Here is a 25,547-nt window from a genome sequence, read left to right as displayed (position 1 = left end):
GCGCCAACCGAGGCTCACCGCGACGGCTTGATCGGATGCATACCACGAAAAGTTTCAAGAAGGCCTACTGGGCACTGGGAAGGAGCGTGTTTTTGTCCAAAGTCCAACCGGATAAATAGTGCCTTTTAATGTGGGAATGTCCGCTTGCGATCGAAGCACGTCGCGCAATACCCCGCCACCGGCTGCGGTTAGGCCGGCCATGACCGGTCCCCACAGCCAAAGCGGCTCGCAGCGTTGCTGAATGGCCACCACGACACCCACAATCGTGAAGGTTGCCAGACCGATCGCATCGCAAAGTTCCAGCATCCCGCGGGAGGAACGCCAGCGAAACATTTTCTCATCAGAAGATGAATTGCCGCTTGGCGCACGCCCTTTGAAGAACCAATCCTGCAGGGTGAAGAAGACCAACCCGCACAGCACCGTTCCAAAAACGATCAGAAGCAGACTGGGGGATTCAACAATGCCGATGGGGGATCGTCCGCTGATCAGATCGCGCAACACACCGCCCCCCACTGCCGGAAGAGCAGCGAGTACGCAGGCGCCGATGAGATCGTATTTTTCACGCCTGGCAATTAAGACGCCGGAAATGGCAAAAGCGATGGTCCCAATGATGTCAAATGCTCGGAACCAGGCAGTTTGCGTGGTCACCGATAGCAATTGCGGCAAAAGATAGTGCCTACTGATCTGCTCCAAGTGCCCCGAGGTTTTGAGGTCGATCAAGGCTTGATTGAAAGCAGCGGCTTGTTCCTTGGACACACTTTTTTTGGAAAGCAAAAAGCAGAGCGGCGCTTCGTAAAGACTTCCCGGAACACCGTTGATTTTGCCCAACGCATCGACCCGGGCCACCGCGCTGACAGCGGAGTGTGGGTCGGCGAGCACGCCTTCCACTTGGAGGGAAAGCAGCGCATCGATCAAATCCGTCTCCTGCTCGACCTCCAACCATTGTTGTTGTTGAAGGAATCGCTCGTCCCTGCGCAGAGCCGCCACTTCGGGTCCGTAATAGAAACCCCGAATCAGAGCCACTCGCCCTCCGTCCTCCAGTAACCGACGCAGGGAGGCGAGGGGAGTGTTCGCTGCCCAACGACTGACGTCTCCCCAACGCGTCAAAAGGCCGATCTTTTCCAGTCGATAAGGCACCGTAAACCAGGCCCAATCCCGTCGGGATTCCTCTGAGGTTGCCGCCAAAGCAAAGTCCAATAATCCTTCCTGGACGAACTGCAGCGTTTGCTCGCTGGGATGCTCTTCGAAGGACAAGCGAAGCCCGGCCCGACTGGCAACCGCTTTCGCGACTTCAATATCATATCCGCTAAGCCTAGGGTCTCCGCCCCCATCGATGGTTTCGTATTGGTAAGGCGCGTTCGGGGACCATCCGCCTCGAAATTCTTGTGGGGCAGCAGCAAGGGCAGACGTGGTCCATCCCAGCGCAATAGAGGCCAGGACAGAAAGCTGGATCGTTGTTCGAACGACTGACGACAACTGGGGCAAGAATGGGGGCATCACTGGATCGCAGGGAGTTGGTTAAAAAGAACGTCCATAGTCGCCGCACAAGAGACCTCGGGTGAATCTCAGAGGTTTCAGCCCCTCGTGACCTCCATGATTTCACAGCAAATACAATCCGATTGAGCGCTGCTGGGGCATTCTGGAGCAACATTGGAACGGCACGCAACTGGTGGATGTCACCACCGTCCTGGAATGGGCTAAGAGCATGACCTGGAAAGGAATCCAGCCCCTCGTGGAACTCAGCCGCAAGGTTGATGCGAAAGGCATCACCCTGTCGTGGCTCACAAGCCTCGACAACAGCGGTGGCGGAAACGGGCAGATCGAGCGGGTATTATGCTGAGAAAAACTCGCGGAATAACCTGAGCACAACACGTACAGACCTTGAAGCTCGCGTCCACATCACGCCATCTGACTAATGGTCCTGCGAAAGCGATTGAGCGCGATGGTGAAGAGCACCGCGCCGATCAGGCCCAGTGTGAGGAACTGCGGCCAGACGACCGCAAGGCCGGCACCACGGAACAGGATGGCCTGGCTGGCTGCGACGAAATGGGTGGTGGGGGCAGCGAGCATCAGGTTCTGCACCAGCTCTGGCATGCTCTCACGCGGGGTCGAGTTACCCGAGAGCAATTGCAGCGGCAGCAGGATCAGCACCGCGAGCATGCCGAACTGCGGCATCGAGCGCGCCAGTGTGGCCATGAAGATGGCCATTGATGTCGTGGCGAAGAGATGTAGCCCGGCGGCGACCAGGAACAGCACCAGCGAGCCCGCAATCGGCACCCGCAGGATGCCCTGCACGACAAACACCAGCGCAATGGTCGCGGCCAGCAGCACCACCAGGCCCATCGACCAGACCTTTGACAGCATGATCTCGGCGGGCGTCACCGGCATGGCCAGCAGATGATCGATGGTGCCGTGCTCGCGCTCGCGGATGAGTGCCGCGCCGGTCAGGATGACCGACAGCATGGTGACGTTGTTGATGATCTCCATCAGGGCGCCGAACCAGGACTGTTCCAGGTTGGGATTGAAGCGTGCGCGCAGGGCCAGCTCCACCGGCCATTCGGGGCTTGCGCGGTAACGCTGGACGAATTCGTTGACCTCGCCCAACACCATCTGCTGCACATAGCTGCTGCCGGTGAAGGCCTGGCTCATGCGCGTGGCATCGACGTTGAGCTGGATCGCTGGCGAGCGACCGGCCAGCACATCGCGCTGGAAGTCGGGCGGGATGTCCAGCACAAAGGTGTAGTCCCCGGCATCCATGCCCGTATCGATGCGGTCAAGCGGGATCATCGCCGGGGGATTGAAGCGCGGCGGGTAGAAGGCGGTGGCGATGCGGATCGAGAGCGGTGAGGCATCCTCATCGACAATGGCGATCGGCGCCTTGTGCAGGGTCTCCGGCATGGCCGTGGCCGCGACATAGATGGACACCGTGAAGGTGTAGGCAATCAACACCAGCATCATCGGGTCGCGAGCCAGGCTCCACAGCTCCTTGATGCCCAGCCGGTAGATTGTCGCGGCATGCGACATGCTCAGGTCTCCTGCTTCTTCAACAGGAGGATCGACAGCCCCAGGATCACCGGCACGGCCAGTGCCAGCGGCCAGAACGCGGGTTCGAGGCCGACGAAGTCCAACCCCTTGTTGAAGACACCGCGGCTGATGGTCAGGAAGTAGGTGGCCGGGTAGACCTGACCGATGAGATAGCCCACCCCTTCGAGCGAGGACACCGGGTTCAGCATCCCGGCGAACTGCACGGCCGGGATGATGGTGCCGATCATGGCCACGAACATCGCCGCGATCTGGCTGCGGGTAAAGGTCGATGCGAACAGGCCGAAGCCGGTCGAGAAGATGACGAAGAGCAACGCCCCCGCCGTCAGCGCCAGCAGGCTGCCCTTGACCGGCACGCCGAAGACCGTAACTGCCAACAGCGTCATCAGGGCGAAGTTCAGCATCGCCAGCACCACATAGGGCAACTGCTTGCCGAGCAGGAACTCGCTGCGCGTGACCGGGGTGACGTAGAGATTGATGATGGAGCCGAGTTCCTTCTCGCGCACCACCGACAGCGCGGTCAGCATTGCCGGGATCATCAGCAAGAGCATCGGGATGACCGCTGGCACCATCGCCGGCAGGCTCCTGACGTCTGGGTTGTAGCGAAAGCGCGTTGCGATTGTGGCCGGGCCGGCTGCTGCGTCCTGACCGAGCCGGTGCGTCGCCTGGTCTTGCAGCCAGCCCTGGTGCATGCCGAGCACATAGCCGCGCACGGTCTCGGCGCGCACCGGCATGGCGCCGTCCACCCAGGCGCCGATCTGGACCTGATGCCCGCGCGCCAGGTCGCGGGCGAAGCCCTGTGGGATCTCGATCGCCAGCGCGAGTTCGCCAGCGCGCATGCGCCGATCCAGGTCCGCGTCATCTGTGATCGGCGCATGTTCGATGAAGTAGCGCGAGCCCGCCAGGTTCAGCGCGTAGTTGCGGCTCAACCCGGTCTGGTCCCGGTCGAGCACCGCGTAGCTCAGGTTCTCCACATCCAGGCTGATCCCGTAGCCGAAGACGAACATCAGGATGGCCGTGCCCAGCAGCGCCATGGTGGCACGCATCGGGTCGCGTTGCAGCTCAAGGGTCTCGCGCAGGCTGTAGCTCCAGGCGCGTCCCAGGCTGAAGGGGAACCGACGCTTGGGCGGGGCGGCTGGCTCGACGACTGGGGGCGGCGCTTGCACGGCGTCTTCGGACGTTGCCGCGCCGGACGCGCCAGCATCTTTCAAGTAGCCGATAAAGGCCTGTTCGAGTGCATCAACGCCGCGTTGGCTGACCAGTTCAGCGGGGACACCGGTGACGAGCACGCGCCCGGCGTGCATCAGCGCGATGCGGTCGCAACGCCCGGCCTCGTTCATGAAGTGGGTGGAGATGAAGATCGTGACCTGGTCATTGCGGGCCAGATCGATCATCAGTTGCCACAGGCTGTCGCGCGCGATGGGGTCCACGCCCGAGGTCGGTTCGTCCAGGATCAGCAGTTCAGGTCGATGCACCATGGCAACCGCCAGCGACAGGCGCTGGCGGATACCCAGCGGCAGCCGGTCGGGCAGTGCGTCCACCGACGCCTCCAGGCCGAAGCGGCGAATCATCTCCGCCACCCGCGCCGGGATCGTGGCCGGCGGCAGTTGGAACAGGCGCGCGTGCAGCACCAGATTCTGGCGCACCGTCAGCTCCGAATACAGCGAGAAGCTCTGCGACATATAGCCCACGCGTCGGCGAGTGGCGATGTCCTTTGGGTCGACCGGGGCGCCGAACAGCGATGCACTGCCCTCGCTCGCCGGCAGCAGGCCGGTCAGCATCTTCATGGTGGTCGACTTACCGCAGCCGTTGGAGCCGTTGGAGCCGATGAAGCCGAAGATCTCGCCCTGGCGGATGGCAAGATTGACATGATCGACCGCGGTGAAATCACCGAAGCGCTTGGTCAAGTCCTTGGCCGCGATGGCGATCTCGGTCTGGTCGCCGGCGACCAGGGGCGGGATGCTGACCGCCCGGTGGCCCCGCTGCAGCGCTTCCGGCAGCAGTGCGATGAAGGCGGCGTCGAGCGAGTCGGTCCCGGTGCGCGCCAGCAGCTCGGCGGGCGTGCCGGTGGCCAGCACGCGGCCGGCGTTCATCGCCACCAGCCAGTCGAAGCCCTGGGCCTCGTCCATGTAGGCGGTGGCCACGATCACGCTCATGCCGGGACGCCCGGTGCGGATGCGCGCGATCAGATCCCAGAACTGGGCGCGGGCGAGCGGATCCACACCGGTGGTCGGCTCATCCAGGATCAGCAGGTCCGGGTCGTGGATCAGCGCGCAGCACAGGGCAAGCTTCTGTTTCATGCCGCCGGAGAGCTTGCCCGCCGGGCGCGCCAGGAACGGGGTCAGGCCGGTGTCGCGGGTGAGTTCGTCGATGCGGCGGCGGCGCTCGGCCGCCTGGTGGCCGAACAGCCGACCGAAGAATTGCAGGTTCTCCTCCACCGACAGGGTCGGATAGAGGTTCCGGCCCAGGCCCTGGGGCATGTAGGCGATATGCGGACAGACGCGACGACGATGACGGCGGCTGCCCATGTCCCCGGCCAGTGCCTGCACCCTGCCCTGCTGCACCGCGCGCGCCCCGGCGAGCAGCGCCAGCAGGCTCGACTTGCCCACGCCGTCCGGGCCAAGCAGTCCGACCATGCGCCCGGCTGGGATGTCGAGGGTGATGTCGTCCAGCGCCACGACTTTGCCATAGCGCAGACTGACGTCGATCAGACTGGCCACCGGTGCGGGCGCATCCGGTCCTGGCGGATCGCTCACCGGCAGCGCGGGCGCACTCGTGATCAATCCGGCGCTCAATCCGGCACCTTGAGCACCAGATCAGCCGGCCACGCCGCCTGCACGTCGAGCTTGAGCCAGGCCATCCCCGGCAGGCCGGTCTTGACCAGCTTCAAGTGCCGTTGCAGCAGCGCCGGGTCGATCTGCGCCTTGACACGGAACATCAGCTTCTGCCGCTCGCTGGCCGTTTCCACCGTCTTGGGCGTGAATTGGGCCGTGCTGGCGACATAGGACACCCGCGCCGGAATCACATACTGCGGCGCGGCATCGAGCACGATATGCACCTCGCTGCCCAGCGCCACCCGACCGACCACCGTCTCGGGCAGGAAGAAGGTCATATAGACATCACTCAGGTCGACCAGGTTGAGCACCTTACCGCCGCTGGCCAGCACCTCGCCCGGCTGCGCGATGCGGTACTGCACGCGCCCGGCGCGCGGGGACTTGAGCAGACTGTCCTCGATATCGGCCTCGACGCGGGCAACCGTCGCCTCGCTTGCCTCGACCCCGGAGTTGGCGCCGACGACCGCGGCCTGCGCCGCCGTGATCGCCGCCTGCGTGGCAGTCACCTGAGCCTCCGCACCGGCCAGCGTGGCCTCGGCGCCATGCACGCTAGCACGGTCATCATCGAGCACCTGGCGGGTCGTCATCCCCTTCCCGGACAGCGTCTCGGAACGCGCATAGCGCCGCTGCGCCGCATCCAGCTCGCTCTCGCGCTGCCCCACCAGGGCCTGCGCGGCAAGCGTGTCGCTCTCGCGTACCGCAACCTGCGCCTTGGCGCTGGCAACGGCGGTGACGGCCTGTCGGGACAGCGCCATCGCCTCGTCATGCTGCGCGTCGAGCACCGCGATGCGCATCTGCGCCAGTGGCTGTCCCACCTCCACGAAATCGCCTTCGTTCACCATGATCTCCTGCACCCGCCCGGCGAGCTTGGTGGCCACGTCGATCTCGGTGGCCTCGATGCGACCGTTGCCCTTGACGAAGCCGACGCCTGGGCCGGAAGGCTGCAAGGCCACCCAGGCGAAGACGGCGATCCCCGCGACAGCGGCCACTGCAACCGCTATGAGCAGCCGCTTTCTGATTCCTGGCGAAGCAATGGATGGTGTGTCAGTCATCGGTCGAGCGTACCGCGGGCAGGGCATCGCGTCCGTGCGGTGCCGTACATTGCGATGACCGAAGTCCCTGACGCCCTCACTATGTGGAGGTGGATCGCGATCGTCGGCGATGCAGCCGCAGCAGCCCGACCCGTTTGCTATGTGATGCGGTATTCGGCACACTGCCTGCGCTTCAATATGCCTCGCCCCAGGGCGGGGCTTTTGCATTTTTGGTCCGTCGAACGCATGGCGGCCAATCCTAACCTCAGCCTTTCGCGGAACCCTGTTTTGATTTCTACAGCCAACCTCACCATGCAGTTCGGCGGCAAGCCGTTGTTCGAAAACGTCTCCGTCAAGTTCGGCGGCGGCAATTGTTACGGACTCATCGGTGCCAACGGCTCTGGGAAGTCGACCCTGATGAAAATCCTGGGCGACGATCTGGAGCCCAGCGCGGGCAACGTCTCGATCGATCCCGGCAAACGGCTCGGCAAGCTGCGCCAGGACCAGTTCGCCTATGAGGACCAGACGGTGCTGGATACCGTCATCATGGGGCACGACGAACTCTGGCGGGTCAAGCAGGAGCGCGATCGCATCTATGCCCTGCCGGAGATGAGCGAGGAGGACGGCATGGAGGTCGCGCACCTGGAGGTGCTGTTCGCCGAGCTGGATGGCTACACCGCCGAATCACGCGCAAGCGAACTGCTGCTGGGACTGGCCATTCCGCTGGAGCAGCACGAGGGTCCGATGAGCGCGGTCGCACCGGGCTGGAAGCTGCGCGTGCTGCTCGCCCAGGCGCTGTTCGCCGACCCGGACATCCTGCTGCTCGACGAGCCCACCAACAATCTGGACATCCACACCATCCAATGGCTGGAAGAGGTGCTGATCGCACGCAACAGCACCATGATCATCATCTCGCACGATCGGCACTTTCTGAACAGCGTCTGCACCCACATGGCCGACCTGGACTATGGCGAGCTGCGTCTCTACCCCGGTAACTACGACGAGTACATGACCGCCGCCAGCCAGGCACGCCTGCGCCTGCAGGCGGACAACGCCAAGAAAAAGGCCCAGCTCGCCGAGCTGCAGACCTTCGTCAGCCGCTTCTCGGCCAACGCCTCCAAGTCCAAGCAGGCCACCTCCCGCAAGCGTCAGATGGAAAAGATCGTGCTGGAGGACATCAAGCCCTCCAGCCGCGTCAACCCCTTCATCCGCTTCGCTCAGGACAAGAAGCTCTATCGTCTGGCGCTGGAGGTGACCGGCTTGGCCAAGGGGTATGACGGCACACCGCTGTTCAGCGGTCTCGACCTGACCGTCGAGGTCGGCGAGCGCGTCGCCATCATCGGCCCCAACGGCATCGGCAAAACCACCCTGCTGCGCTGCCTGGCCGGCGACCTGACGCCCGACGGCGGTATGGTCAAATGGTCGGAGAACAGCAATCTGGGCTATTTCGCTCAGGATCACGCCGCTGATTTCACCGAGCGCACCACGCTCTACGATTGGATGGATCAATGGAAACAGCCCAGCGACGACGAGCAGGTCATCCGCGGCACGCTGGGGCGGCTGCTGTTCTCCCAGGACGAGATCAAGAAACCGGTGAACGTCATTTCCGGTGGTGAGCAGGGCCGCATGCTGTTCGGCAAGCTGATGCTGCAAAAGCCCAACATCCTGCTGATGGACGAGCCCACCAACCACCTGGACATGGAATCGATCGAGTCGCTCAACACCGCGCTGGAAGGCTACCCAGGCACCCTGATCTTCGTCAGTCACGACCGCGAGTTCGTCTCCTCGCTGGCAACCCGCATCATCGAGCTGACGCCCCAGGGCGTCATCAACTTCAGCGGCAACTACGAAGAGTATCTGGAAAGTGGCAGCGCGCCAGTGCCAGCCGCTTGATCGTCACTCGGCGCGGTGCCGGGCGGCTCTCAAACTCCGCGGCGAGCCGCTGGAGAACCTCGCGAGCGAGGAGCAACGGATAGCTCCTTCGCGGCACATGATCACACGGGACGCAACAAGGTGGTCACTTCGGCACCGTGGTGTTGGCGGGCCTGGAGACCAGCTCTGACAGCAGCAGCCCGTCCTGCCGGCTGAGTTCGTGACCGCCGGCCACCACCCGGATGCTGGCCCGGCCATTCAGCGCGGGGACCCGGCGAAGATCCTGGCTGGGTGCTGGCACGACCTGATCGCCCGGCATCCCATAGGCGCCGCCGCGGACCACGGCGACGTAAGCGATGTCTGGGTGCTGGCGAGCATTGAGCCAGTACAGCAGGTTGCCGGGCCGTGGTGGGGCGAGGTCCGCGAGGACGCCACGCGAAGACTGCAAGGTGCGATACAGATCGTCTCCCACCTCGCGCTTGACGAGCCAGCGCTTGATTCCGCCGAACAGCCCCGTGTCGTCAGTCGCATCCAGAGCCTCCCAGGCGCGCTCGGTACCCAGGTGGGGGGCGGCGATGGTGATCAGCCGGGTGACCGTGCCCGCGCCGTAGTTCACCAGTGCAAGCCGCGCCACGACGCCGCCGGCTGAATGCCCGATCAGGTCCACCGTGTCCGTCGGGTGCTGTTGCGCGATCGCGGCCAGCATGCCGCCGAGCAAGCGGGCCTGCTCCATCAAGGGGGCAGTGGCGGGCAGGTCGACCGTGTCGATCGCGAATTCCCCCGCCGGTGGTTCGACCGGCTCCCACCGCACCCCAGACCGGGTCGACTGCCAGTTGCCGGCGAGCTGCCAGCCAGCCTGCTCTAACACCGGTAGTACGCCGCTCTGCTGCCAGGACGCCGAGTTTCCGAGGTAGCCGTGCACCAGTACCAGAATCCGTCCGGCGCTGGCGGGGCCGGCAAACACCAGCCCGAGCGCGCAGCAAAGCACTAGCCACCACCGAAGACGCCAATTTTTCATATCCGAATCACCACAGCTGACTGATCGCCGACAGGCTCGTGATTTCCTGTTCGACCCGCGCTCTGACCTGATGCTCCAAGCCGTCTCGAGCCTGCTCCGATTGGGCGCTGACCTTGTCCGCCACCTGGCCCTTGATGTCGGCGCGCAGCCGGGCGATCTTGGTGTCGGAGAGGGCGCGCGCGAGGATCCAGCGCGGGGCGCCTTCCCAGTGCTCGGCCCGGCGCTTGGCCTCGTCCAGCCCGTAGCGCATCGCCAGGGCGCCGGCGATCAGGCCGACCAGGGCGCCGATCAGCAGTCCGATGGGGCCGGACATGATGATGGCGGTGCCGGCCCCGCCGCTGATGGTGGCCGCCAGGACGCTGATGATAGTGGCGGACAGCGCCAGAACGACGCCCGAGATCTCGCCGTAGACATCCAGGTCCGCGAGGCGTAGCCCCTCGGCCATGTCCACCGGCGTTCCGGCGTGGCTGAGGCTTTGATCGACGGTGAGCCGATGTTGCCGGTACCAGTCCTGCATCAGCTCGGTGGTGTCGGCGGCGACGCCGGTGAGCACCTTGGCGAGCTGGGTCGTGACGATGGCTTCGAGCTGCGGTCGGAAGGCGGCTGCATCCTCCGCGAGTCTGGCCTTGAGGTCGGCGACCGATCCGCCCTCCTGGCGAAAATGGCGCAGGATGGGCTCGATCCGCTCATCGAAGAGACCGACCGCCACCCGTTCGGCGATGCGGTGCGCCGCCTCGTCCATCCGCCGCTCGATCAAGGGGGCAATGCGGGTGGCGATGAACGCCGGCAGCTCGCGTCGCAGGTCGACTTGGGTCGCCGCGAGCCGTTGCTGGAGCGCCGGGACGATGGCGAGCCCTTGGGACACGGTCACATAGGGCCGATCGCTGTGCACCAGACGCGGCGACCGCTCGATCTGACTTGGCTCAATCGGTTTCGGTTGGATCTGTTTCAGCTCGTCTGTGACGATGTCGGCGACGAAGGGCCAGGCGCTGCTGCCCCCGGTCAGGATCACGCAGGCGAGATCCTGATGGCGCATCTGTTCATGGGCCAGCCCCTGGCGCAGGGTCTGGCGAAACCAATCGAGCAGATCGATGCCTTGCGGGAAGGTATCCAGATGCGCGCCGGCCTGGGGATTCATCGCGCGCAGATACTGAGCAAAGGTCTCGGATGGCCGGTAACGGCGCGCGCGCGCCAGGAAGCTGTCCCAGGTGACGTCGTTGAGGCGTCCATACGCGCCCAAGGTCTTGCGATAGACCGTCGTGGGGTCGAGCGCCATGGCGAGGGAGAATTTCTCCTTCACCTCGCGGCAGCGGACCGCGAGCACGAAGAATTCGGCCCGCTCGCGGCGCATGGCCACGACGGCCTCGGGATTCTGCTCAATGAACCACTGGTAGAAGAGATCGTCGAACAGGCGTCCACCCAGGTGCATGTCGCCCCAGGAATGCAGGATCTCGCCGCGAACGAGGAGCGCGAAGTCGCAGGTTCCGCCGCCGAAGTCGACTACCAGCGCGCCCCTGAGCGCCTCGATCGGCGTGATGTCCTTGCGCTGGAGATGGAAGTAGAGCGCGCCCTTGGGCTCGTCGACCGTCTTGACCGCGCCGAAGCCCGCCTCCTCGGCGATGGCGCGCAACGCGTCCCGGTAGGTCTCGGAGGCCTCGCTCGGCACGCCGAAGATGACCTGGCGCTGCAAGGGTGCGATGTCCTTGTGCTGCCGCCGGGCGAGTGTCAGCAGACCGACCAGAAAGTCACGCGCATAGGTGCGCGCCTCGGCGCTGCTGACCAGGTCCGGTTTGAACTGGGCGCGGATGCGGTAGTCGTCGTGTTCGGCACCGGCGTCGCCAAACTCCTCCAGCGCGACATGGCCGATCAGCGGCTCTTTGCCGTCGCGGTAGAGGATGGCGGTGGCGATGCCGTCGCGGCCGTCGCCGAAATCCACGCCCACCGGATCTTCCTTGTCGCCTGGGCACTTGGTGACGTAGGTGTTGGAGGTGCCGAAGTCGATGGCCAGGACCGGTTGGGCCTCGGCCGATGGGCGGGCGGTGCTAGGAACGCTGTTTTCGGACACGACCCTTCTCCAAGATGCGGCCATTCTGGATCACCGGGGGGTCCTCGACGATGACGGTGTCGCCGTCCTCGATCAGACCGAACGGCCGGTAGTGTTGCTCAAGCTCCGGGCTCCAGACCAGGCGCGGGCGCTCCGCATGGCTGGACTGCGCGAAGGACGGGGGCGCTGACACGCCCTCCAGCCCCATCCGTCGCGCCTCCAAGAAGATGGCCTCGGCGGCGACCGGCAGATTCGCGGCGTCGGAGCGGTGTAGATCCTGAATCGCCCGCGCGAGATCGGCGTCCAGCACCGCGTCGGTGGCTGTTTCCACCGGTCCGACGGACAGACAGCAGAGCAGGACCGAGGAGACGTCGACCCACTGACGGAGCAGATCCCGGACCGCGTTGCGATAGGCGGCGCGATCGTATTGGGGGCCGCCACGGGTGAAGGCCAGCAGGGACACCGCAGCCGCGTAGACCAGGATGCGCCGCAGCAGACCGATACCGGCCAGCCGACCCCAGAGGGCGCCGAGTCCGAACGAGGCGGCACCCAGCAGGTCTGCGGTCCAGGCCACGCCCAGCAGGGTCTTGAGCACCCGCCGCAGGGTCTTGCTCTCGGTGAGCCGCCCCACCGCATACATGGCCAGCGCCGCGCCGCCGGGGCCGCCGATCAGCATCCCCACCCCGCGCACACCCAGGCCCAGGTTCAGCAATCCGCCCAGCACCGTCATGCCGAGCAGGCTGCCGACGGCGGCGGCGATAGCCAGCCGCGCCGAAGACAGCCCAGGACTGGTGACGGGAAGGGGGAAACCCCAGGCGGGGCTGAGACTGAGCCAACGGCTGCGCAACGCCTCGCGGGCACCGGCCGTGGTCGGCGCGCTCGGCAAGGAATCTAGCACCGCGTCCGCAGTCAGGGCGGCGAAGACCTCATCGCGGGCGCTGGCGGTGGCCCGATCCAACTGGGCCTGCATGGCAGTGTCGGTGTGGCCGAAGACGGCGAAAAACCGCTCGGTGGCGCGCTCGGTGATCTGCTCGCGCAGCGTCTGGTTGGTCGCCATCCAGGCGTGGATCGACTCTTCGAGAATGATGGACATGATGATTCCTCTGCGCGGCGACCTAACGGCTGATGCTCGGTTGAGGTTTAATCTGCTTTGCGTTTGTATCCGCTGATCATGCCGCCGATGAGATTCTCCCGATGCTCCAGACTGGAGAACAACACGCCGACGATATGCACGACAATCAGGAAGAGGGTGAAGTTCGCAAAAAATTGGCTTGTTCCTCAATGAAGGATGGGGCTCATCGTCAGGATGGCCGGTGAGCCGGGACCATCGAATGAATCGAACGTCTTCCCGAGTTCGGAAATCGATGGGTCATGGCATGGCTCGGCGTTCGTGGGATCGGCGCTCGTGTGACCGGATCGTTCGTGGCCGATCGGCCCGGGCCTCATGCACCAGCGCCCAGGCGCCGACCACCAAGACGGCGGCGAAGATCATCAGTGTCCAGTTCGCCAGTGAGAAACCGAGGATCATCAGCCCCTGTTCCGCGCACACACCGCTGGAGAGGAACAGGCTGGGGGCCTGCTGACCGAGCCACTCGACCATGGGCGCGATTCCCAGTTGGCCGCCGACACAGGCGCCGGTGATCGGCGGTTGAAGCTGAAGCCAGCTTTGGAGGGCCGCGACGGACACACCCAGGGCGGCGAGCCCCAGGACCAGACCGCCTGGGAGTGCGCGTCCCTGCGGTCCGATCGGCAGGGCGGCAAGCAGGGCCAGGATGGCGATCAGCATGAACAGCAGGCGCTGGACGATGCACAGATCACAGGGACTCAGATTCAACCAGCCGGTCAGGCCAAGACTGACGATCGCGGCCGTGGCCCCCGCCAGGCCCAGCGCGCCCCACACCAGGCGTCGTTTGGCGTTACGCAGCCTAAGCAGCTGAAACCAGACCACGCTGGCGAGCCCCAGTCCGACAGCAACGGCCAGTTCAGACGCTGGCAAGGGCGCGAAGCGAAAGAGCCCGGCCAAGCCCGGCAGGTAGAGCGACACCGCGAGCACGACCAGCGTCAGGCCGGTCACGATCCAGAGCGTGAGATTGGGTGCAAACAGCGCCGCCAGCGGCGTGCCTGAGCGCGAGCGGTTGGAGAAGATCAGCGCCAGATTGGCGATCACCAGGGTGGTGAAGGCGAAGGCGCGGGCCGCGGGCTCGCTCAGCTGGTGATGCGCCCAGGCATAGGCGCCCATGACGATCAGCAGCACCCCAATGCCTTGCACCAGCGCGCGCCAGAGCGTGGCGCCGCCAAACAGTGGCGCGTCGGGATCGCGCGGCGGGCGCTGCATGCTGTCGGGTTCTTCCGGTTCGTTCTCGAAGGCCAGCGAGCAAGCCGGGTCGATGATCAGTTCGAGAAAGGCGATGTGCATCGGAAACAGCATCGCCGGATAGCCCATCAGCACCGGGAACAGCGCCATGCCGGCGATCGGCACATGCACCGCCAGGATGTAGGACATGGACTTGCGCATGTTCGCGAAGATGCGCCGCCCCAGCCGCACCGCCCGCACGATGGAGGCGAAGTTGTCGTCGAGCAGCACCAGTGAGGCGGCCTCGCGCGCCACATCCGTGCCACGTCCGCCCATGGCGATGCCGACGTGGGCGGCCTTGAGCGCCGGGGCATCGTTGACGCCATCGCCGGTCATGGCGGTGATCTCGCCGTCGGCCTTGAGTGCCTGGACGATGCGCAGTTTCTGTTCTGGGGCGATGCGGGCGCAGACGCTCACGGTCTTCATGCGTGCCTGTAATTGCACATCGCTGAGCGCGGTGAGGTCGTCGCCCGAGAGGATGTCATCCGCCGCCAGTCCGGCCTGACGGGCGATGGTGCGGGCGGTGGTGGGGTAGTCGCCGGTGATCATCACCACCCGGATGCCAGCCTCGCGGCATTGCGCGACCGCCCCGGGAATCTCCACGCGCAGCGGGTCGGACAGGCCCAACAGGCCGATGAAGGTGAAGTCGAATTCGTGCTCAATCGCCGGCCAGTCATCGCCGGCAAAGCGGGCCTGGGCCACCGCCAGCACGCGCAGCCCCTCGCCGGCCAGGGTTTCCACCGCGGCTGCGATCCGCGCCTGCGCCGGCGCGTCGAGATGGCAGAGGTCGATGATCGCCTCTGGTGCACCCTTGGCGGCGACCACATGGTCGCTACCCTCCACGGCCTTCCAGACCTGCGACATGGCGCGCAGCTCGGGCGTTAGTCCGTACTCCTGCACCAGCGTCCAGTCGCGGTGCAGATGCTCAGTCTTGGCGAGAAAACGTTGCCCCAGGCGCTGAAAGGCCTGCTCCATGGGGTCGAAGGGATCAATAGCGCTGGCGAGGATCGAGAACTCCACCAGGGGATGGAAGACCTCGGGGAGTGCGTCCGTCGCGGTCTCGTCCACTGTGAAGGTATCCGCCCCGACCAGGAGCCGTGCCACCGTCATGCGGTTTTCGGTGAGGGTGCCGGTCTTATCCACGCACAGCACCGACGTGGCACCCAGCGTCTCGATGGCGGCCATGCGTCGGGTCAGCACCTTTTCCTTGGAGAGCCGCCAGGCACCCAGGGCCGGGAACACCGTCAGCACCACCGGGTATTCCTCTGGCAGCATCGCCATGGCCAGGGCGATGCCGGCCAGCACCGCCTGCAACCAGTTCCCGCTCAGGAGGCCGTGGACCAAAATCAACACCAGGCTCATGCCGAGTGCCAGCAGCGCCAGCGTGGTGATCAGGCGAGCGGTCTGCTTTTGCAGCGGCGAGCGCTCGGACTTCAGCGTCCCCAGCGCGGTGCCGATGCGCCCGATCTCGCTGCGGGGACCGGTCGCGGTGACCCGCGCCGTGCCCTGCCCCGAAACGACCAGGGTGCCGGAATAGACGAAGGGCGTGTCGTCACCACCGGGCCGTGCGGCCGGGGGCTCCCCGGCGGCCACGACCTTGGTCACGGGTACCGCCTCGCCGGTGAGCAGGGATTCGTCCACCTGCAGGCCGCTGCCTGCGATCAGGAGGGCGTCGGCCGGCACCCGGTCGCCCTCGGCCAGCATGATCAGATCGTCGCGAACCACCTCGCGTCCGGCGATGCGCTGAGCCGTGCCGTCGCGCAGCACCAGGGCACGCGGGCTGGTGAGATCGCGCAGCGCCTCGATCGCCCGTTCGGTCTTACCCTCCTGGTAGAGCGTGAGGCCGAGCGTGACCAGGACGAAACCAAACAGGATCAAGCCTTCCTGCAACTCGCCGAAGATGAGATACAGGGTGCCGGCGGTGAGCAGCAGCAGAAACATCGGCTGCCGCGCCGTCTCCCAAGCGATGGTGAGCAGGCTGCGCCGCTGGCCGCCGGGCAGGGCGTTGGGACCGTCCTCGGTCAGGCGTTGCGCAGCCTCGGTGGCACTCAAACCGTCAATGTCGCTCATGCCGTCACCCGCGATTGATTGAGCGGCCATGCCGCAGCTGAGAGGCACGCACGAAGATCACCTTGTAGCCGCTGTGCGGCCGACAGCATGCGACCCAGGCTCATGATCGTCTCCTAACGTTGTGTAGTGAGCCCATGACGGCTTGGTTTGACGGACTCGGTACCTCAGTAAACTAGACCGTTCAACGCGACAGGTCGGTGCGCTGGCGAACACAGCGGTCAGTTTTTCACCCGCCGGGATCAGGCCGGCGAGCCGCCTACGCTATCCACGACGGCGGCTCAACCAATGCTCGACTTTGGGCACCAGCGAGAGGATTAGCAGGGCGAGCAGGGTGCAGAGGATGGCCGTTGCCTCGCGTCCCATCCCGGCGGCGACGCCGATGGCCGACGTCAGCCAGATGCCGGCAGCCGTGGTCAAACCCCGCACATGATCTTCATCGCCGCCCTTGATGATCGTCCCCGCGCCCAGAAAGCCGACCCCCGCGATCACGCCCTGGATCACGCGGCTCATTTCCACCTCCGAGATCCCGGCCTGTTGCGGAATGAGCACGAATAAGGCCGCGCCGATGGCGACCAGCATGTGCGTGCGCACCCCCGCCGATTTGCCTTGCTGTTCGCGCTCGTAGCCGAGCAGCCCCCCGAGCAGCGCCGCGATCAGGAGACGCATGATGAGCCGGGCCACCTCGCCCGCGTGCGGAAGATCGGAGAAGTCCGCCACCAGGGTGTTGATCACCACCTGCCACCAGTCATCATCCATCTGCCATCTGTCCTCTTCATTCCTTCGGAATGGCCTGATCCGCAGTCAGGATGTCTGTCTGTTTCCGCTTGGGCGGAGGTTGAACCGCTACTTCACGAACAAGGCAATCAAAATGATGATCGGGATCGGAATGCCGAGAAAGAACAGAAGAAGTGAACGCATAGCTGTCTCCACAAATGGGATGGTTGAAACCGCCGTCAGAGGTCGCGCTGACGGCCGCCGAAGATCGCCATCAGACTGGCGAGAAACGCGCCAGACAGCAGCGAGATGAACAGCCAGATGGCGGCGGTGGCAGCCGCCTTGCGGGCCTGCTCCGCCAAGGCGCGTTCATTCACATCCAATTCCCCGAGCCGGCTCTGGAGTTGACCAAAGGTATCCGCCACGCGGGTCTGTGCGTCGTCCTGGCTCAGACCCGTCTTCTCGGCCACTGTCGCCCCGAGATAGCGGATATCTGCCGGTGACAAGCTGCCCTGGTCCAAGGCGTTGGTGAAGACGCGAGCACTTTCCGCGGTCACCGCGGCACTCGGTGCATAGCGATCCCCGTCTGTGGTGTCGGTCCGGTAGAGCGTATCGATGTAATAGGTCAGCCGGTCGCTCATGCCCCCGCCGTTCGCACGGGCCGCCGTTAATTCGGCCGCTGGTGCGGGTTCGGCATACGCCGCGCCCGCCTGTATCCCATCACTGACGAAAGCTCCGATCATGGCCGTCAGGAGGGTGGCGGTGACCAGAGCCGACACTGCCCAGGCGAGAAAGCCGTGGGCGGTATCGCGGAACCAGACCTCGTCTCGCGGCACGCCCAACCAGCGGGTGCGCAAGCGCCCGGCAAGATAGCCGCCCATGCCCGAGGCGACGATCTGGCTGAAGACCAGCCAGGCGATGGTGGTGACACCGAAGGTGGCGACCGTAATATCCGCGTTCAGCCATTGCGGGATGGAAGACAGGCCAAGGCCCGCCCCCAGGATCATCAATATCATCCACAGCGAAGCGGCCGTCGCAGCGCCCGCGAGGATGGCACCCCAGGCTACGGCGCTGAGATTGGATTCGTCCTGATCCACGCGCACATCGGCGATGAGCGGGGCGGCTGGGATTTCGTTAGCGGTAATCGGAGAGGCATAAGACATGATGTTCAACCGTGAAGTGGTGGGAAGCTGCACCATGCGCCGATGGTGTTGATTGGTCGGTACGGCAACACACAAAGGCACTTGGCCTTTTTCACAGCGAGGACATGAACAGGGCGATTACGCGGAATCCTCGGGGCTTCCTGGCCGAAACTTGCCATCAAGCCAACCGACGGAGGTCGGCTCATTCCTGGATGACGATGTCGAGTGGGTGCTTGAGAGAAAGGGCTGTCCCCGTGTTACCAAGGACAGAGTGGGCAACCAGCCGCAGCCATGACGTGGGAGAGACGCACATTGCAATCCGTCGAGGCCCTTGCGGCCCTTGGATTCGGCTTAAGTTCGCTAGCGCACTGAAGACGCCGCTCGTTCAGAATAGATTGCACATCACCGAGTGCTGATTCTTCTGGTCACGATCGGCGGATTGTCCGGCTGCAATACCATTGAGGGCGCCGGCAAGGACATCCAAAGCGGCGGAGACGCCGTGAGCGAGACGGCCCGGGACGTCAAGAAGGAGATGTAACGCGGCACGCAGGCCAAGATCAATCGTCAAACCACTGGAGCACTGTTCATGAACTTTGATAGCACCCAGCACAACGTCGGCAACATCGATCGCCTGATGCGTGCGATTGTCGGCGCCCTTCTGCTCGTCGTTGCCTTTCTCGGCAATATCTGGGTGGCCGTGGCGGCGCTGATTGGCGCGGTGCTGCTTGGCACTGCCTATTTCCAATTCTGCCCGTCATACACGCTCTTCGATTTCAGCTCCAACAAGGACGCATCCCCTGTGAGCAAGTAGGCTCCCGCGCCGCCCGCCGACTCGGGCAGTCGGCATGCCTTGATCAATACGTCCTGCTGTCTGACTGATCGTCGGTTGGCTACAGTGCTTGTCATTCCTGAGCGATCTTAGCCATGTCCAGTAAAGAAAAAAGCGCGGGTCTCACCCGCGAGGAAGCGAACGAAGTCTCGGAGCTCCAAGGTCTGCGGTCGCTACAGGTTTTTGAGGTCGTGCGACAGGAGGGCGTGGAGGAATTGTCGCGCCCGATCCCATCCTTGTTCTGGTCCGGCATCGCCGCCGGCCTCGCGCTCAGTCTTTCGGTCTATTGCACGGCGTTTCTGCACCATGCCTTGTCGGGGAGTCCACTCCGCTCGATGCTGGAGAGCCTTGGGTACAGCGTCGGTTTCGTCATTGTGATTCTGGGACGCCTTCAGCTCTTCACCGAAAACACGATTACGGTGGTGCTGCCTGTCCTGAGCGACTGCAGCCGGTTCAATCTGCAACGGACCGCGCGGCTCTGGGCCATTGTCTTCGCGGCGAATATGGTCGGTAGCCTGGTGTCCGCCCTGGTCGCGACACTGGGCGGTATCCTGCCCCCGGAGCAATTTGAGGCGGCGCTGGCGGTGTCGCATCACCTGCTCGAATACTCGGCACTCCAGACCCTGCTCTATGGAATTCCGGCTGGGTTCATGGTGGCGTCCATCGTCTGGTTGATGCCGAGTTCTAAGGGCAGCGAGTTCTGGATCATCGTCACGATCACCTACATGATCTCGCTCGGTGGACTGACCCATGTCGTGGCAGGATCCACCGAGTGGTTCCTGCTCGCGCTCGCGGGAGAGATGTCCTGGGTGAAGGCGGTTCTGGCCGGAATCCTTCCGGCCTTGGTTGGGAACGTGGTCGGTGGGACCGGGCTCTTCGCCCTAATTTCCTACGCGCAGATCAAGAATGAGATCTGAACGTCAAGCTGGGATTCGAGGTCTGAATGGACCGGGTCATTGCTCGTCGACCAAGCGTTCGGGATGGACGCCGAGGCTCAACAGATGACCGCGTCGTATCGCTCGCCGTGATGCCAGCCAGGACGACGCCTACCAGGCTGGAGGCGGTTTAATAGCCGTCGGATCTGCGCGTCGTGGTCGTGGTTGTTTTCGTCGGATGCACCGGCGCTGTGATCACCGTGTCAACGGTGGTCGTTTTTGCATGCGTTGGAGAGACAATCAGGGTATCGGCGCCAGTCCGCCCGGTCTGTCCGGTGACCCCTTGAGCCCCCGCTGGTCCTTGAGGTCCGGTGCAGGCACTCGATCCAAGCGCCATCATCATGACAACGGCGGCGTAAACGATGGAAGATTTCATGGTGTGGTCTCCTGGGAAACAGAAAAAATCGTTGGTGGCGCCCCTGATCAGCGTCGCTGAATGGGCGACGACAACCGCAGGGCAGGGCCTATCAGAAGTGGGCTCGGTCGTTGATCTACTGGCGGGCTCGGATGGCCGGGAGTGGCGCGACGCTTCACTGTGATGTTGCCAACCATAGGCTGATCGGCCAGCTCAGTCCGTGCGTTGGCAAACAGAGCGCTTGCATACCTGAGAAAATATCCATCCATGGTTTCCCGATGTGAGTGATGCCGCCATAAAAATCGGCCCGCCATGCCCCGTTGGGGAGAGGAATCCCAACGGTCTTGAACAGCCTGTCAGCGGGCATCGACTGCCCGCCGTCAGCTCAACGCTTGATCGGCGTAATCTTCGTCCCTTCGATTCGACCCGACGTGGAAAATGCAGACGGATGTTCGTAGGGGCGCGCCTTAACCTTGGCGACTGCCACTCATCTGCTTGCAATACCGCTGTAGATCCTCCGGCACATCGGCGGGACAGGCGCCGCATTCCCGGTTTCCTGGCACCGCATAGTCGATGAAGGTCGGATAGGCCAGATCCAGCTCACTCATGAGCGCGACGAAGGCCGCGAGCGAGCGGTCGCCACCGAGGCGCGGGTTGCGCACTTTCTCCTGTGCGATGCTCGACACCCTCCGCCCCTCGTAATCATGGGCCGGATACACCAGTGTTTCATCGGGCAGTGAAAACAGCGTTTCGCGCACGCTTCGATACAACGCGGGCGCGTCGCCATTCTGGAAGTCGGTGCGGCCACAGCCGTCGATCAGGAGCGCATCGCCGGTCAAGACGCGGTCGCCGACGCGATAGGCATGATGGCCGTCGGTGTGTCCGGGGGTGAAGAGCGGATCGATCCGCAGGCCGCCGATCGCCAGCGGCGTGCCTTCCCGCACGGGCTCGTCAGTACAGGGCAGCGCGTCGATGGCGGGATGCGCGATCCGGCTCCCGGACTCGCGCTTGAGCGTGCTTGCCGCCGTGATGTGATCGGCGTGGATGTGGGTGTCGAGCGTGTATACCAGCCTCAGTCCAAGCTCGGCGATGACCGCGAGATCGCGCGACCAGGTGGGCAGCACCGGATCGATCAGGATCGCCTGACCGGTCTCCTCGCAGCCGAGCAGATAGGTATAGGTGCTGGAAATCGGCTCGAACAGTTGTTTGAACAGCATGTCATTCTCCGGTGGGTGTCTCTGTTCTGGCCGCCTGCGAAGTGCGTTTCTACACGCCTCCAAGCGGGACATGGTATTCACCCCCTCCCGCACATTTCAGGCACGAGCCATCGGCGGAAAACGTTCCGGACGGGGCGAACGCCCCGTCTGGCTTAGGAGCTTGCTTCACTCACTTTCGTTAACCGCCGACAGCACCCGCGTTGGATGGCGCATCAAGACAGCGCTCTGGTGCGTCGATTGAGGTGACATTCGGGAACATATCCAGGAATGAGATACGCATACCATAGCCATGCACCGTCACAGGTTCCTGCGGGCACCCCTGCGTGATGCGGCTCGCGAGCGCCTGGAGATCCGCGGACGCGAACTTGAAGTACGGGGGCGCGAACCCGGCATCCTCGTTGCGGAAAATCAGCGTCTCAGCGGTGTCCGTATGGACGGTCTCGATACGATACTGGACACCACGACCATCGCCAGTCACACCCGTGATCTGAACATCCCAAGAATCGGGACCCCAGAAGAGCCAGAGAACGGTTATTACGATGGCGAGGACAACTGCGAGGCCGACTGTGAATTTCTGTTTCATGAGGTATCTACTCCTTGTCTGTCAGAGTCTTAGACTCGGTCGCCGCACACTGTGGCAGACCCGCATGCGCGCGGGCTTGCGGATGCTCGCCCAATCTTTCATGCCTCCAGCGGACGTTCCAGCACCACCCGAAAGGCGTCCGCGCCGCCGCTCAGAAAGGCCTGGGCCGAGCCCCAGAGATAGAGCCGGAAGCGTCGATAGAGCGTCTCGCCCCAACGGGCGATGATGTCCTCGCGGGCGGCCTCCAGGTTCTCAGCCCACGCCTTGCAGGTGAGGTAATAGTTGTGGCGATCGTTGTCGACCCTCAGCACCTCCAGCGGACTCTTCGCCACCTCATGCAGGAATTCGTGCAGGCAGAGGAAGGCGTGGTCGGCCGGGAAGATATAGCGGGCGATGAAGCTGGGCTTGTCATATTTGTTCCGCGAGGCGCTGGCATCAAGATAGACGCGTCCGCCCGGTTTCAGCAGTCGCTGGAACTGGCGTAGCACCGCCGGATAATCGGGCAGATGCTCCATCACGCCGAGAATGACGATGGCGTCATAGGGCTCGGACGCGCGATAGGCCAGAAAGTCCTGGTTTACCACTCGACAGGGCAATTGAAGCCGGTCGATCAAGTCGGACAGGTATTCCTCTGACTCGTGGGAAATTGTCAGTGAGGTGACCTGAATCCCGCGTGCACCGGCCTGTTCTGTGAAGCTGCCCCAACCGCCGCCGACATCCAGCACGCGATCCCCCGGCTTGAGGTGACAGGCGTCGATCGCGAAATCCAGCTTGCGGCGCTGCGCCGTCTCCAGGGGCTCGTCATCGCGTTCGAACACCGCCTGCGAATAGCAGCGGGTCGGGTCCAGGAACTGGAGATAGAAGTCGCTGGCCACGTCGTAGTGCGCGGCGATGGCGTGCCGGTCGGTCTTGATCCGCCCGACGAGCCAGGGCACGATCCGTTGCCACAGGTCATAGAGTGGATGATGGTCGTGCAAGCCGGGACGCAGACTGGCGAAGCCCAGCATGTCACCCAAGACATCCAGACTTCCGTTCATATAGGCCTCGCAGATGCGCAGCTCATCGAGCCGGCGCAGCGCGCTCAGCCCCTTCCGATCCTTCACCAGGATCTTCACGGCCGGCTCGCCGGCGCCGAAGCGATAGGTGCGACCACCCCACAGTCGAACTTCCAGGGGGATCTTGACCCGGTCGCCGAAGACCCGCTTCTGAATCAGGCGAGCGAGTCGGTCGGTGGCCGAAGCCCCAAAAACGGTTGCGCATTGGCTCATCGAAGGCACCTCAGAAAGACAGATCAGGACTCACTTAGCCGACACGCGGCCAGGCGTCTCGCGCCAGGTCACCGCCGTCAAGTGAGTGTCGTTGAATCTCACTCCACCGCAAGCATGACCGAAGCTGTCGTGGCTGTCGGTTCGGTAGCGCACACAATAAAATGCGCCATCTATGTGTGTTTCCGTACAGACCACCATCCGTCGCCCGCGTATTTTTATCCTTGGCGATGGGAAATTACATTCCACGCCGGTGTGATGGCTCAATTCATTGATAGGACAGAGATATGAACAAAAACCAGGTCGAGGGTCGGTACGAAGAAGCCAAAGGTAAAGTGAAGGAAGTCGCCGGTCATGTAACCGGCAACGAAGATTTGGAGTTGGAAGGAAAGATCCAAAAGGACGCCGGCAAGGTCCAAGCAGGCGTAGGTGATGCCGAGGCAGAGATCGAGAAAGACAGCTAAGACGCGCTTTGCCCAGTCGTAAAAAGGCATCTGGACAGGCGGTTTCGCTGCTCGAAATCGACCTGTCTAGCGATTGTCGAACGTGATCATTCAACGTCTCTTGACATTCATCCGCCATCGACTCAGGTCAGCGACCATTCCAATCACGACGTCGTTCAATCCTGGAATGGCCGTTCTTTCAATGCGTGTTCGCGAATGGGAGTACGACCATGTCACTCGGTACCATCTTGCTCGTTGTTCTGGTTCTGATCCTGGTGGGGGTCATTCCGACCTGGCCGCATAGCCGCAGTTGGGGTTATGCCCCTAGCGGCGTGATCGGAACCATCCTGATTATCGTTCTGGTTCTGTTCTTGCTTCGCATGATCTAGTAACCACGACTCATCACCGTGCATCGCCACGGCGTCTAGCGAACCCATTGAGGACTCATCCATGCAAGAGAAACATGCCAATAAGCTCATGACTCTGTCCGGAATCCTGGTTGTGGCGGCCTGCCTGTCGGCCAGTTTGGGACTCGCTGGCTGTGAAAAGGAGGGCGGCGCCGAGGAGGTCGGCCGCAAGATGGATCAGACCGCTGAACGAATGGGCACTCAGCTCGAGGCGACCAAGGCGTCCATGGACGAAAAGGCCGAGCGCAGCGGAAATTATCTGGAAGACGCGGCGATCACCGCCAAGATCAAGGCCGAAATCCTTGGAGAGTCGGCGCTGAAGGTCTTACAGATTGACGTGACCACCATCGACGGCGTTGTGACGCTGAGCGGGACCGTCGATTCGCAGCTCAGTTTCGAGCGGGCGACGGAAGTGGCACGCAATAACCAGGGTGTGAAATCGGTGGAGAACAACCTGGTTGTCAAATAAGGGCGAAACATGTCCGAACGGCACTCAAGGGCGCCGGCCGGACATCGGAACCCGACAGGGACGCCCGCAGGCTCAGACGACGACCGACTCAGGCGCAGGACGCGAACTCACCGAGGTGCAGTCAGGTGGAGGTTCCCAAGATAGGGCCGAGGTCCGACGCGCCATCACTGATCGCAGATCCAGTCAAACGAGGGTAGAGCAATGATCCATGCCCACACAACAATCGCTCCGCGCCTGGGCGTGCCACAGACGGGAACGCCGCTGCACATGAACTGGGCGGCACATCTGTCGCTCCTCTTGGGCCTGTGCGAGGAGTATCAGAGCAGTGCGATTGGCGTGATCAATCTGCGCGCCGCCATGCGCCATGAACCGGATCTGGCAGCCGTCTTACGGCCGTCACTCGCCGAGATGTGGCATGCCCATCGGTCGCTGCGGCGGGAGGTGCGAGGCATGCTGGACGATCTTGCTGGAGTGATCGAGGACATGGAGTGATCAAGGACACGACAATCGACTCGGTCTAACCCTTGAATTCGTCCGTGGTCGAAAAGCGCCTCGGAAGCCTCGCGCATACGCCACTGAATCAATCAATACAAATCAACCAAGGACGAAGATGACCATGTTAAACCTCGACTAGGCCGGGATGCGTAATTTCTCTTCCTCTGGATCGAGCGTAGTTTTGGTCCAGAGTCGGTCAGCGATGGCGAAGGGATCGGCATTGATGGTGTGAACAAAGTGGTTGACCCGTTGAACCAATTCCTCGGCCGTGGCGTGACAATGATGGTAGGTGACCTCCTCGCGTAACCATCGCCACAGCGCTTCCACCGGCATGAAGTCTGGGCTATAGGCGGGCAACGGTTGGAGGGTGATCGACAGCTCCTGAGCGAGCTCGCGCACGGCCCCGGCGCGATGATAGGAGGCGCCATC

Annotated in this window: 23 protein-coding genes and 1 pseudogene; 9 read left to right on the top strand and 15 right to left on the bottom strand. The window is 63.5% G+C overall.

Features of this window, described 5'->3' with window-relative positions; genetic code table 11:
- Window positions 1-54: 54 nt before the first annotated feature.
- A complete protein-coding gene (locus GJ668_RS17190) occupies window positions 55-1,497 on the bottom strand; it encodes a TRIC cation channel family protein (protein WP_155451357.1) in 1,443 nt (480 codons plus the stop codon).
- 115 nt (window positions 1,498-1,612) lie between these two features.
- Here GJ668_RS17190 and GJ668_RS17185 point away from each other — a divergent pair.
- Window positions 1,613-1,840, top strand: a pseudogene (locus GJ668_RS17185) (ISAzo13-like element transposase-related protein); the annotation flags it as partial.
- A gap of 59 nt (window positions 1,841-1,899) precedes the next feature.
- Here the strand turns inward: GJ668_RS17185 and GJ668_RS17180 are convergent.
- The 3 genes from GJ668_RS17180 to GJ668_RS17170 all read right to left on the bottom strand — a co-directional run bounded on the left by GJ668_RS17180 (window position 1,900) and on the right by GJ668_RS17170 (window position 6,865).
- A complete protein-coding gene (locus GJ668_RS17180) occupies window positions 1,900-3,024 on the bottom strand; it encodes an ABC transporter permease (RefSeq protein WP_155451356.1) in 1,125 nt (374 codons plus the stop codon).
- A 2-nt stretch (window positions 3,025-3,026) separates the two neighbouring features.
- Window positions 3,027-5,762 carry a ribosome-associated ATPase/putative transporter RbbA gene (rbbA, locus tag GJ668_RS17175; protein WP_343032240.1) on the bottom strand — a complete coding sequence of 912 codons (2,736 nt, stop codon included), beginning with the start codon at window positions 5,760-5,762 and terminating at the stop codon, window positions 3,027-3,029.
- A 71-nt stretch (window positions 5,763-5,833) separates the two neighbouring features.
- On the bottom strand, window positions 5,834-6,865 hold the full coding sequence (locus GJ668_RS17170; protein ID WP_425482506.1) for an HlyD family secretion protein: 1,032 nt from the start codon (window positions 6,863-6,865) through the stop codon (window positions 5,834-5,836).
- A gap of 330 nt (window positions 6,866-7,195) precedes the next feature.
- On the opposite strand from GJ668_RS17170, the gene GJ668_RS17165 reads away from it, so the two are divergent.
- A complete protein-coding gene (locus GJ668_RS17165; protein WP_155451354.1) occupies window positions 7,196-8,800 on the top strand; it encodes an ABC-F family ATPase in 1,605 nt (534 codons plus the stop codon).
- A gap of 124 nt (window positions 8,801-8,924) precedes the next feature.
- Here GJ668_RS17165 and GJ668_RS17160 read toward each other — a convergent pair whose 3' ends face one another.
- The 6 genes from GJ668_RS17160 to GJ668_RS17135 all read right to left on the bottom strand — a co-directional run bounded on the left by GJ668_RS17160 (window position 8,925) and on the right by GJ668_RS17135 (window position 18,177).
- Window positions 8,925-9,797, bottom strand: coding sequence for an alpha/beta hydrolase (locus tag GJ668_RS17160; RefSeq protein ID WP_155451353.1), 873 nt, complete (start codon window positions 9,795-9,797; stop codon window positions 8,925-8,927).
- Between the two features lie 7 nt (window positions 9,798-9,804).
- A complete protein-coding gene (locus GJ668_RS17155; protein ID WP_343032239.1) occupies window positions 9,805-11,862 on the bottom strand; it encodes an Hsp70 family protein in 2,058 nt (685 codons plus the stop codon).
- Window positions 11,840-12,934 (bottom strand): hypothetical protein, encoded by a 1,095-nt coding sequence (locus GJ668_RS17150; protein ID WP_155451351.1) that lies wholly within the window; start codon window positions 12,932-12,934, stop codon window positions 11,840-11,842. Before GJ668_RS17150 ends, GJ668_RS17155 begins: the two co-directional genes overlap by 23 nt.
- 276 nt (window positions 12,935-13,210) lie before the next feature.
- A complete protein-coding gene (locus GJ668_RS17145; protein ID WP_155451350.1) occupies window positions 13,211-16,264 on the bottom strand; it encodes an HAD-IC family P-type ATPase in 3,054 nt (1,017 codons plus the stop codon).
- 261 nt (window positions 16,265-16,525) lie between these two features.
- Window positions 16,526-17,020, bottom strand: a complete 495-nt coding sequence (locus GJ668_RS17140) for an MgtC/SapB family protein (RefSeq protein WP_155451349.1) — start codon at window positions 17,018-17,020, stop codon at window positions 16,526-16,528.
- A gap of 197 nt (window positions 17,021-17,217) precedes the next feature.
- On the bottom strand, window positions 17,218-18,177 hold the full coding sequence (locus tag GJ668_RS17135; protein ID WP_222930806.1) for a hypothetical protein: 960 nt from the start codon (window positions 18,175-18,177) through the stop codon (window positions 17,218-17,220).
- Between the two features lie 352 nt (window positions 18,178-18,529).
- On the opposite strand from GJ668_RS17135, the gene GJ668_RS17130 reads away from it, so the two are divergent.
- From GJ668_RS17130 to GJ668_RS17120, 3 genes are all read left to right on the top strand, one after another.
- Entirely contained in the window at window positions 18,530-18,658 is a 129-nt protein-coding gene (locus GJ668_RS17130; RefSeq protein WP_343032238.1) for an entericidin A/B family lipoprotein, read from the top strand.
- A 48-nt stretch (window positions 18,659-18,706) separates the two neighbouring features.
- Window positions 18,707-18,931, top strand: coding sequence for a YgaP family membrane protein (locus GJ668_RS17125; protein ID WP_155451348.1), 225 nt, complete (start codon window positions 18,707-18,709; stop codon window positions 18,929-18,931).
- A gap of 113 nt (window positions 18,932-19,044) precedes the next feature.
- Window positions 19,045-19,866 carry a formate/nitrite transporter family protein gene (locus GJ668_RS17120; protein ID WP_155451347.1) on the top strand — a complete coding sequence of 274 codons (822 nt, stop codon included), beginning with the start codon at window positions 19,045-19,047 and terminating at the stop codon, window positions 19,864-19,866.
- A gap of 148 nt (window positions 19,867-20,014) precedes the next feature.
- Here the strand turns inward: GJ668_RS17120 and GJ668_RS17115 are convergent, their stop codons facing one another.
- The 4 genes from GJ668_RS17115 to GJ668_RS17100 form a co-directional block, all read right to left on the bottom strand.
- Complete coding sequence (locus GJ668_RS17115) at window positions 20,015-20,260, bottom strand: hypothetical protein (RefSeq protein ID WP_155451346.1); 246 nt, start codon at window positions 20,258-20,260, stop codon at window positions 20,015-20,017.
- Window positions 20,261-20,706: 446 nt separating this feature from the next.
- Entirely contained in the window at window positions 20,707-21,456 is a 750-nt protein-coding gene (locus GJ668_RS17110; protein ID WP_155451345.1) for an MBL fold metallo-hydrolase, read from the bottom strand.
- A gap of 178 nt (window positions 21,457-21,634) precedes the next feature.
- Window positions 21,635-22,039, bottom strand: coding sequence for a DUF1523 family protein (locus tag GJ668_RS17105; RefSeq protein WP_155451344.1), 405 nt, complete (start codon window positions 22,037-22,039; stop codon window positions 21,635-21,637).
- Between the two features lie 98 nt (window positions 22,040-22,137).
- A complete protein-coding gene (locus GJ668_RS17100) occupies window positions 22,138-23,307 on the bottom strand; it encodes a class I SAM-dependent methyltransferase (RefSeq protein WP_155451343.1) in 1,170 nt (389 codons plus the stop codon).
- A 284-nt stretch (window positions 23,308-23,591) separates the two neighbouring features.
- Here GJ668_RS17100 and GJ668_RS17095 point away from each other — a divergent pair, with 284 nt between their 5' ends.
- The 4 genes from GJ668_RS17095 to GJ668_RS17080 all read left to right on the top strand — a co-directional run bounded on the left by GJ668_RS17095 (window position 23,592) and on the right by GJ668_RS17080 (window position 25,115).
- Complete coding sequence (locus GJ668_RS17095; protein ID WP_155451342.1) at window positions 23,592-23,768, top strand: CsbD family protein; 177 nt, start codon at window positions 23,592-23,594, stop codon at window positions 23,766-23,768.
- Window positions 23,769-23,977: 209 nt separating this feature from the next.
- On the top strand, window positions 23,978-24,136 hold the full coding sequence (locus tag GJ668_RS17090) for a DUF3309 family protein (protein WP_155451341.1): 159 nt from the start codon (window positions 23,978-23,980) through the stop codon (window positions 24,134-24,136).
- Window positions 24,137-24,197: 61 nt separating this feature from the next.
- Window positions 24,198-24,623: a BON domain-containing protein gene (locus GJ668_RS17085; protein WP_155451340.1), complete on the top strand. Its 426-nt coding sequence runs from the start codon at window positions 24,198-24,200 to the stop codon at window positions 24,621-24,623.
- A 201-nt stretch (window positions 24,624-24,824) separates the two neighbouring features.
- Complete coding sequence (locus GJ668_RS17080) at window positions 24,825-25,115, top strand: hypothetical protein (RefSeq protein ID WP_155451339.1); 291 nt, start codon at window positions 24,825-24,827, stop codon at window positions 25,113-25,115.
- Between the two features lie 138 nt (window positions 25,116-25,253).
- On the opposite strand, the gene GJ668_RS17075 is transcribed toward GJ668_RS17080, so the two are convergent.
- The coding region (locus tag GJ668_RS17075) for a transposase (RefSeq protein WP_186343029.1) at window positions 25,254-25,547 on the bottom strand (294 nt) is incomplete at its 5' end.

Origin of the sequence: Allochromatium palmeri (assembly GCF_009720725.1) — a bacterium.
Classification (GTDB): domain Bacteria; phylum Pseudomonadota; class Gammaproteobacteria; order Chromatiales; family Chromatiaceae; genus Thermochromatium; species Thermochromatium palmeri.
This window is presented reverse-complemented; position numbering and strand designations above follow the sequence as displayed.

Coding starts and splice junctions, on each gene's coding strand:
- GJ668_RS17105 (WP_155451344.1), bottom strand. CDS start 22,039: ATGAAACAGAAATTCACAGTCGGCCTCGCAGTTGTCCTCGCCATCGTA.
- GJ668_RS17090 (WP_155451341.1), top strand. CDS start 23,978: ATGTCACTCGGTACCATCTTGCTCGTTGTTCTGGTTCTGATCCTGGTG.
- GJ668_RS17095 (WP_155451342.1), top strand. CDS start 23,592: ATGAACAAAAACCAGGTCGAGGGTCGGTACGAAGAAGCCAAAGGTAAA.
- GJ668_RS17125 (WP_155451348.1), top strand. CDS start 18,707: ATGAACTTTGATAGCACCCAGCACAACGTCGGCAACATCGATCGCCTG.
- GJ668_RS17145 (WP_155451350.1), bottom strand. CDS start 16,264: ATGAGCGACATTGACGGTTTGAGTGCCACCGAGGCTGCGCAACGCCTG.
- GJ668_RS17085 (WP_155451340.1), top strand. CDS start 24,198: ATGCAAGAGAAACATGCCAATAAGCTCATGACTCTGTCCGGAATCCTG.
- GJ668_RS17110 (WP_155451345.1), bottom strand. CDS start 21,456: ATGCTGTTCAAACAACTGTTCGAGCCGATTTCCAGCACCTATACCTAT.
- GJ668_RS17180 (WP_155451356.1), bottom strand. CDS start 3,024: ATGTCGCATGCCGCGACAATCTACCGGCTGGGCATCAAGGAGCTGTGG.
- GJ668_RS17150 (WP_155451351.1), bottom strand. CDS start 12,934: ATGTCCATCATTCTCGAAGAGTCGATCCACGCCTGGATGGCGACCAAC.
- GJ668_RS17115 (WP_155451346.1), bottom strand. CDS start 20,260: ATGAAATCTTCCATCGTTTACGCCGCCGTTGTCATGATGATGGCGCTT.
- GJ668_RS17140 (WP_155451349.1), bottom strand. CDS start 17,020: ATGGATGATGACTGGTGGCAGGTGGTGATCAACACCCTGGTGGCGGAC.
- GJ668_RS17190 (WP_155451357.1), bottom strand. CDS start 1,497: ATGCCCCCATTCTTGCCCCAGTTGTCGTCAGTCGTTCGAACAACGATC.
- GJ668_RS17135 (WP_222930806.1), bottom strand. CDS start 18,177: ATGGTGCAGCTTCCCACCACTTCACGGTTGAACATCATGTCTTATGCC.
- GJ668_RS17100 (WP_155451343.1), bottom strand. CDS start 23,307: ATGAGCCAATGCGCAACCGTTTTTGGGGCTTCGGCCACCGACCGACTC.
- GJ668_RS17160 (WP_155451353.1), bottom strand. CDS start 9,797: ATGAAAAATTGGCGTCTTCGGTGGTGGCTAGTGCTTTGCTGCGCGCTC.
- GJ668_RS17080 (WP_155451339.1), top strand. CDS start 24,825: ATGATCCATGCCCACACAACAATCGCTCCGCGCCTGGGCGTGCCACAG.
- GJ668_RS17120 (WP_155451347.1), top strand. CDS start 19,045: ATGTCCAGTAAAGAAAAAAGCGCGGGTCTCACCCGCGAGGAAGCGAAC.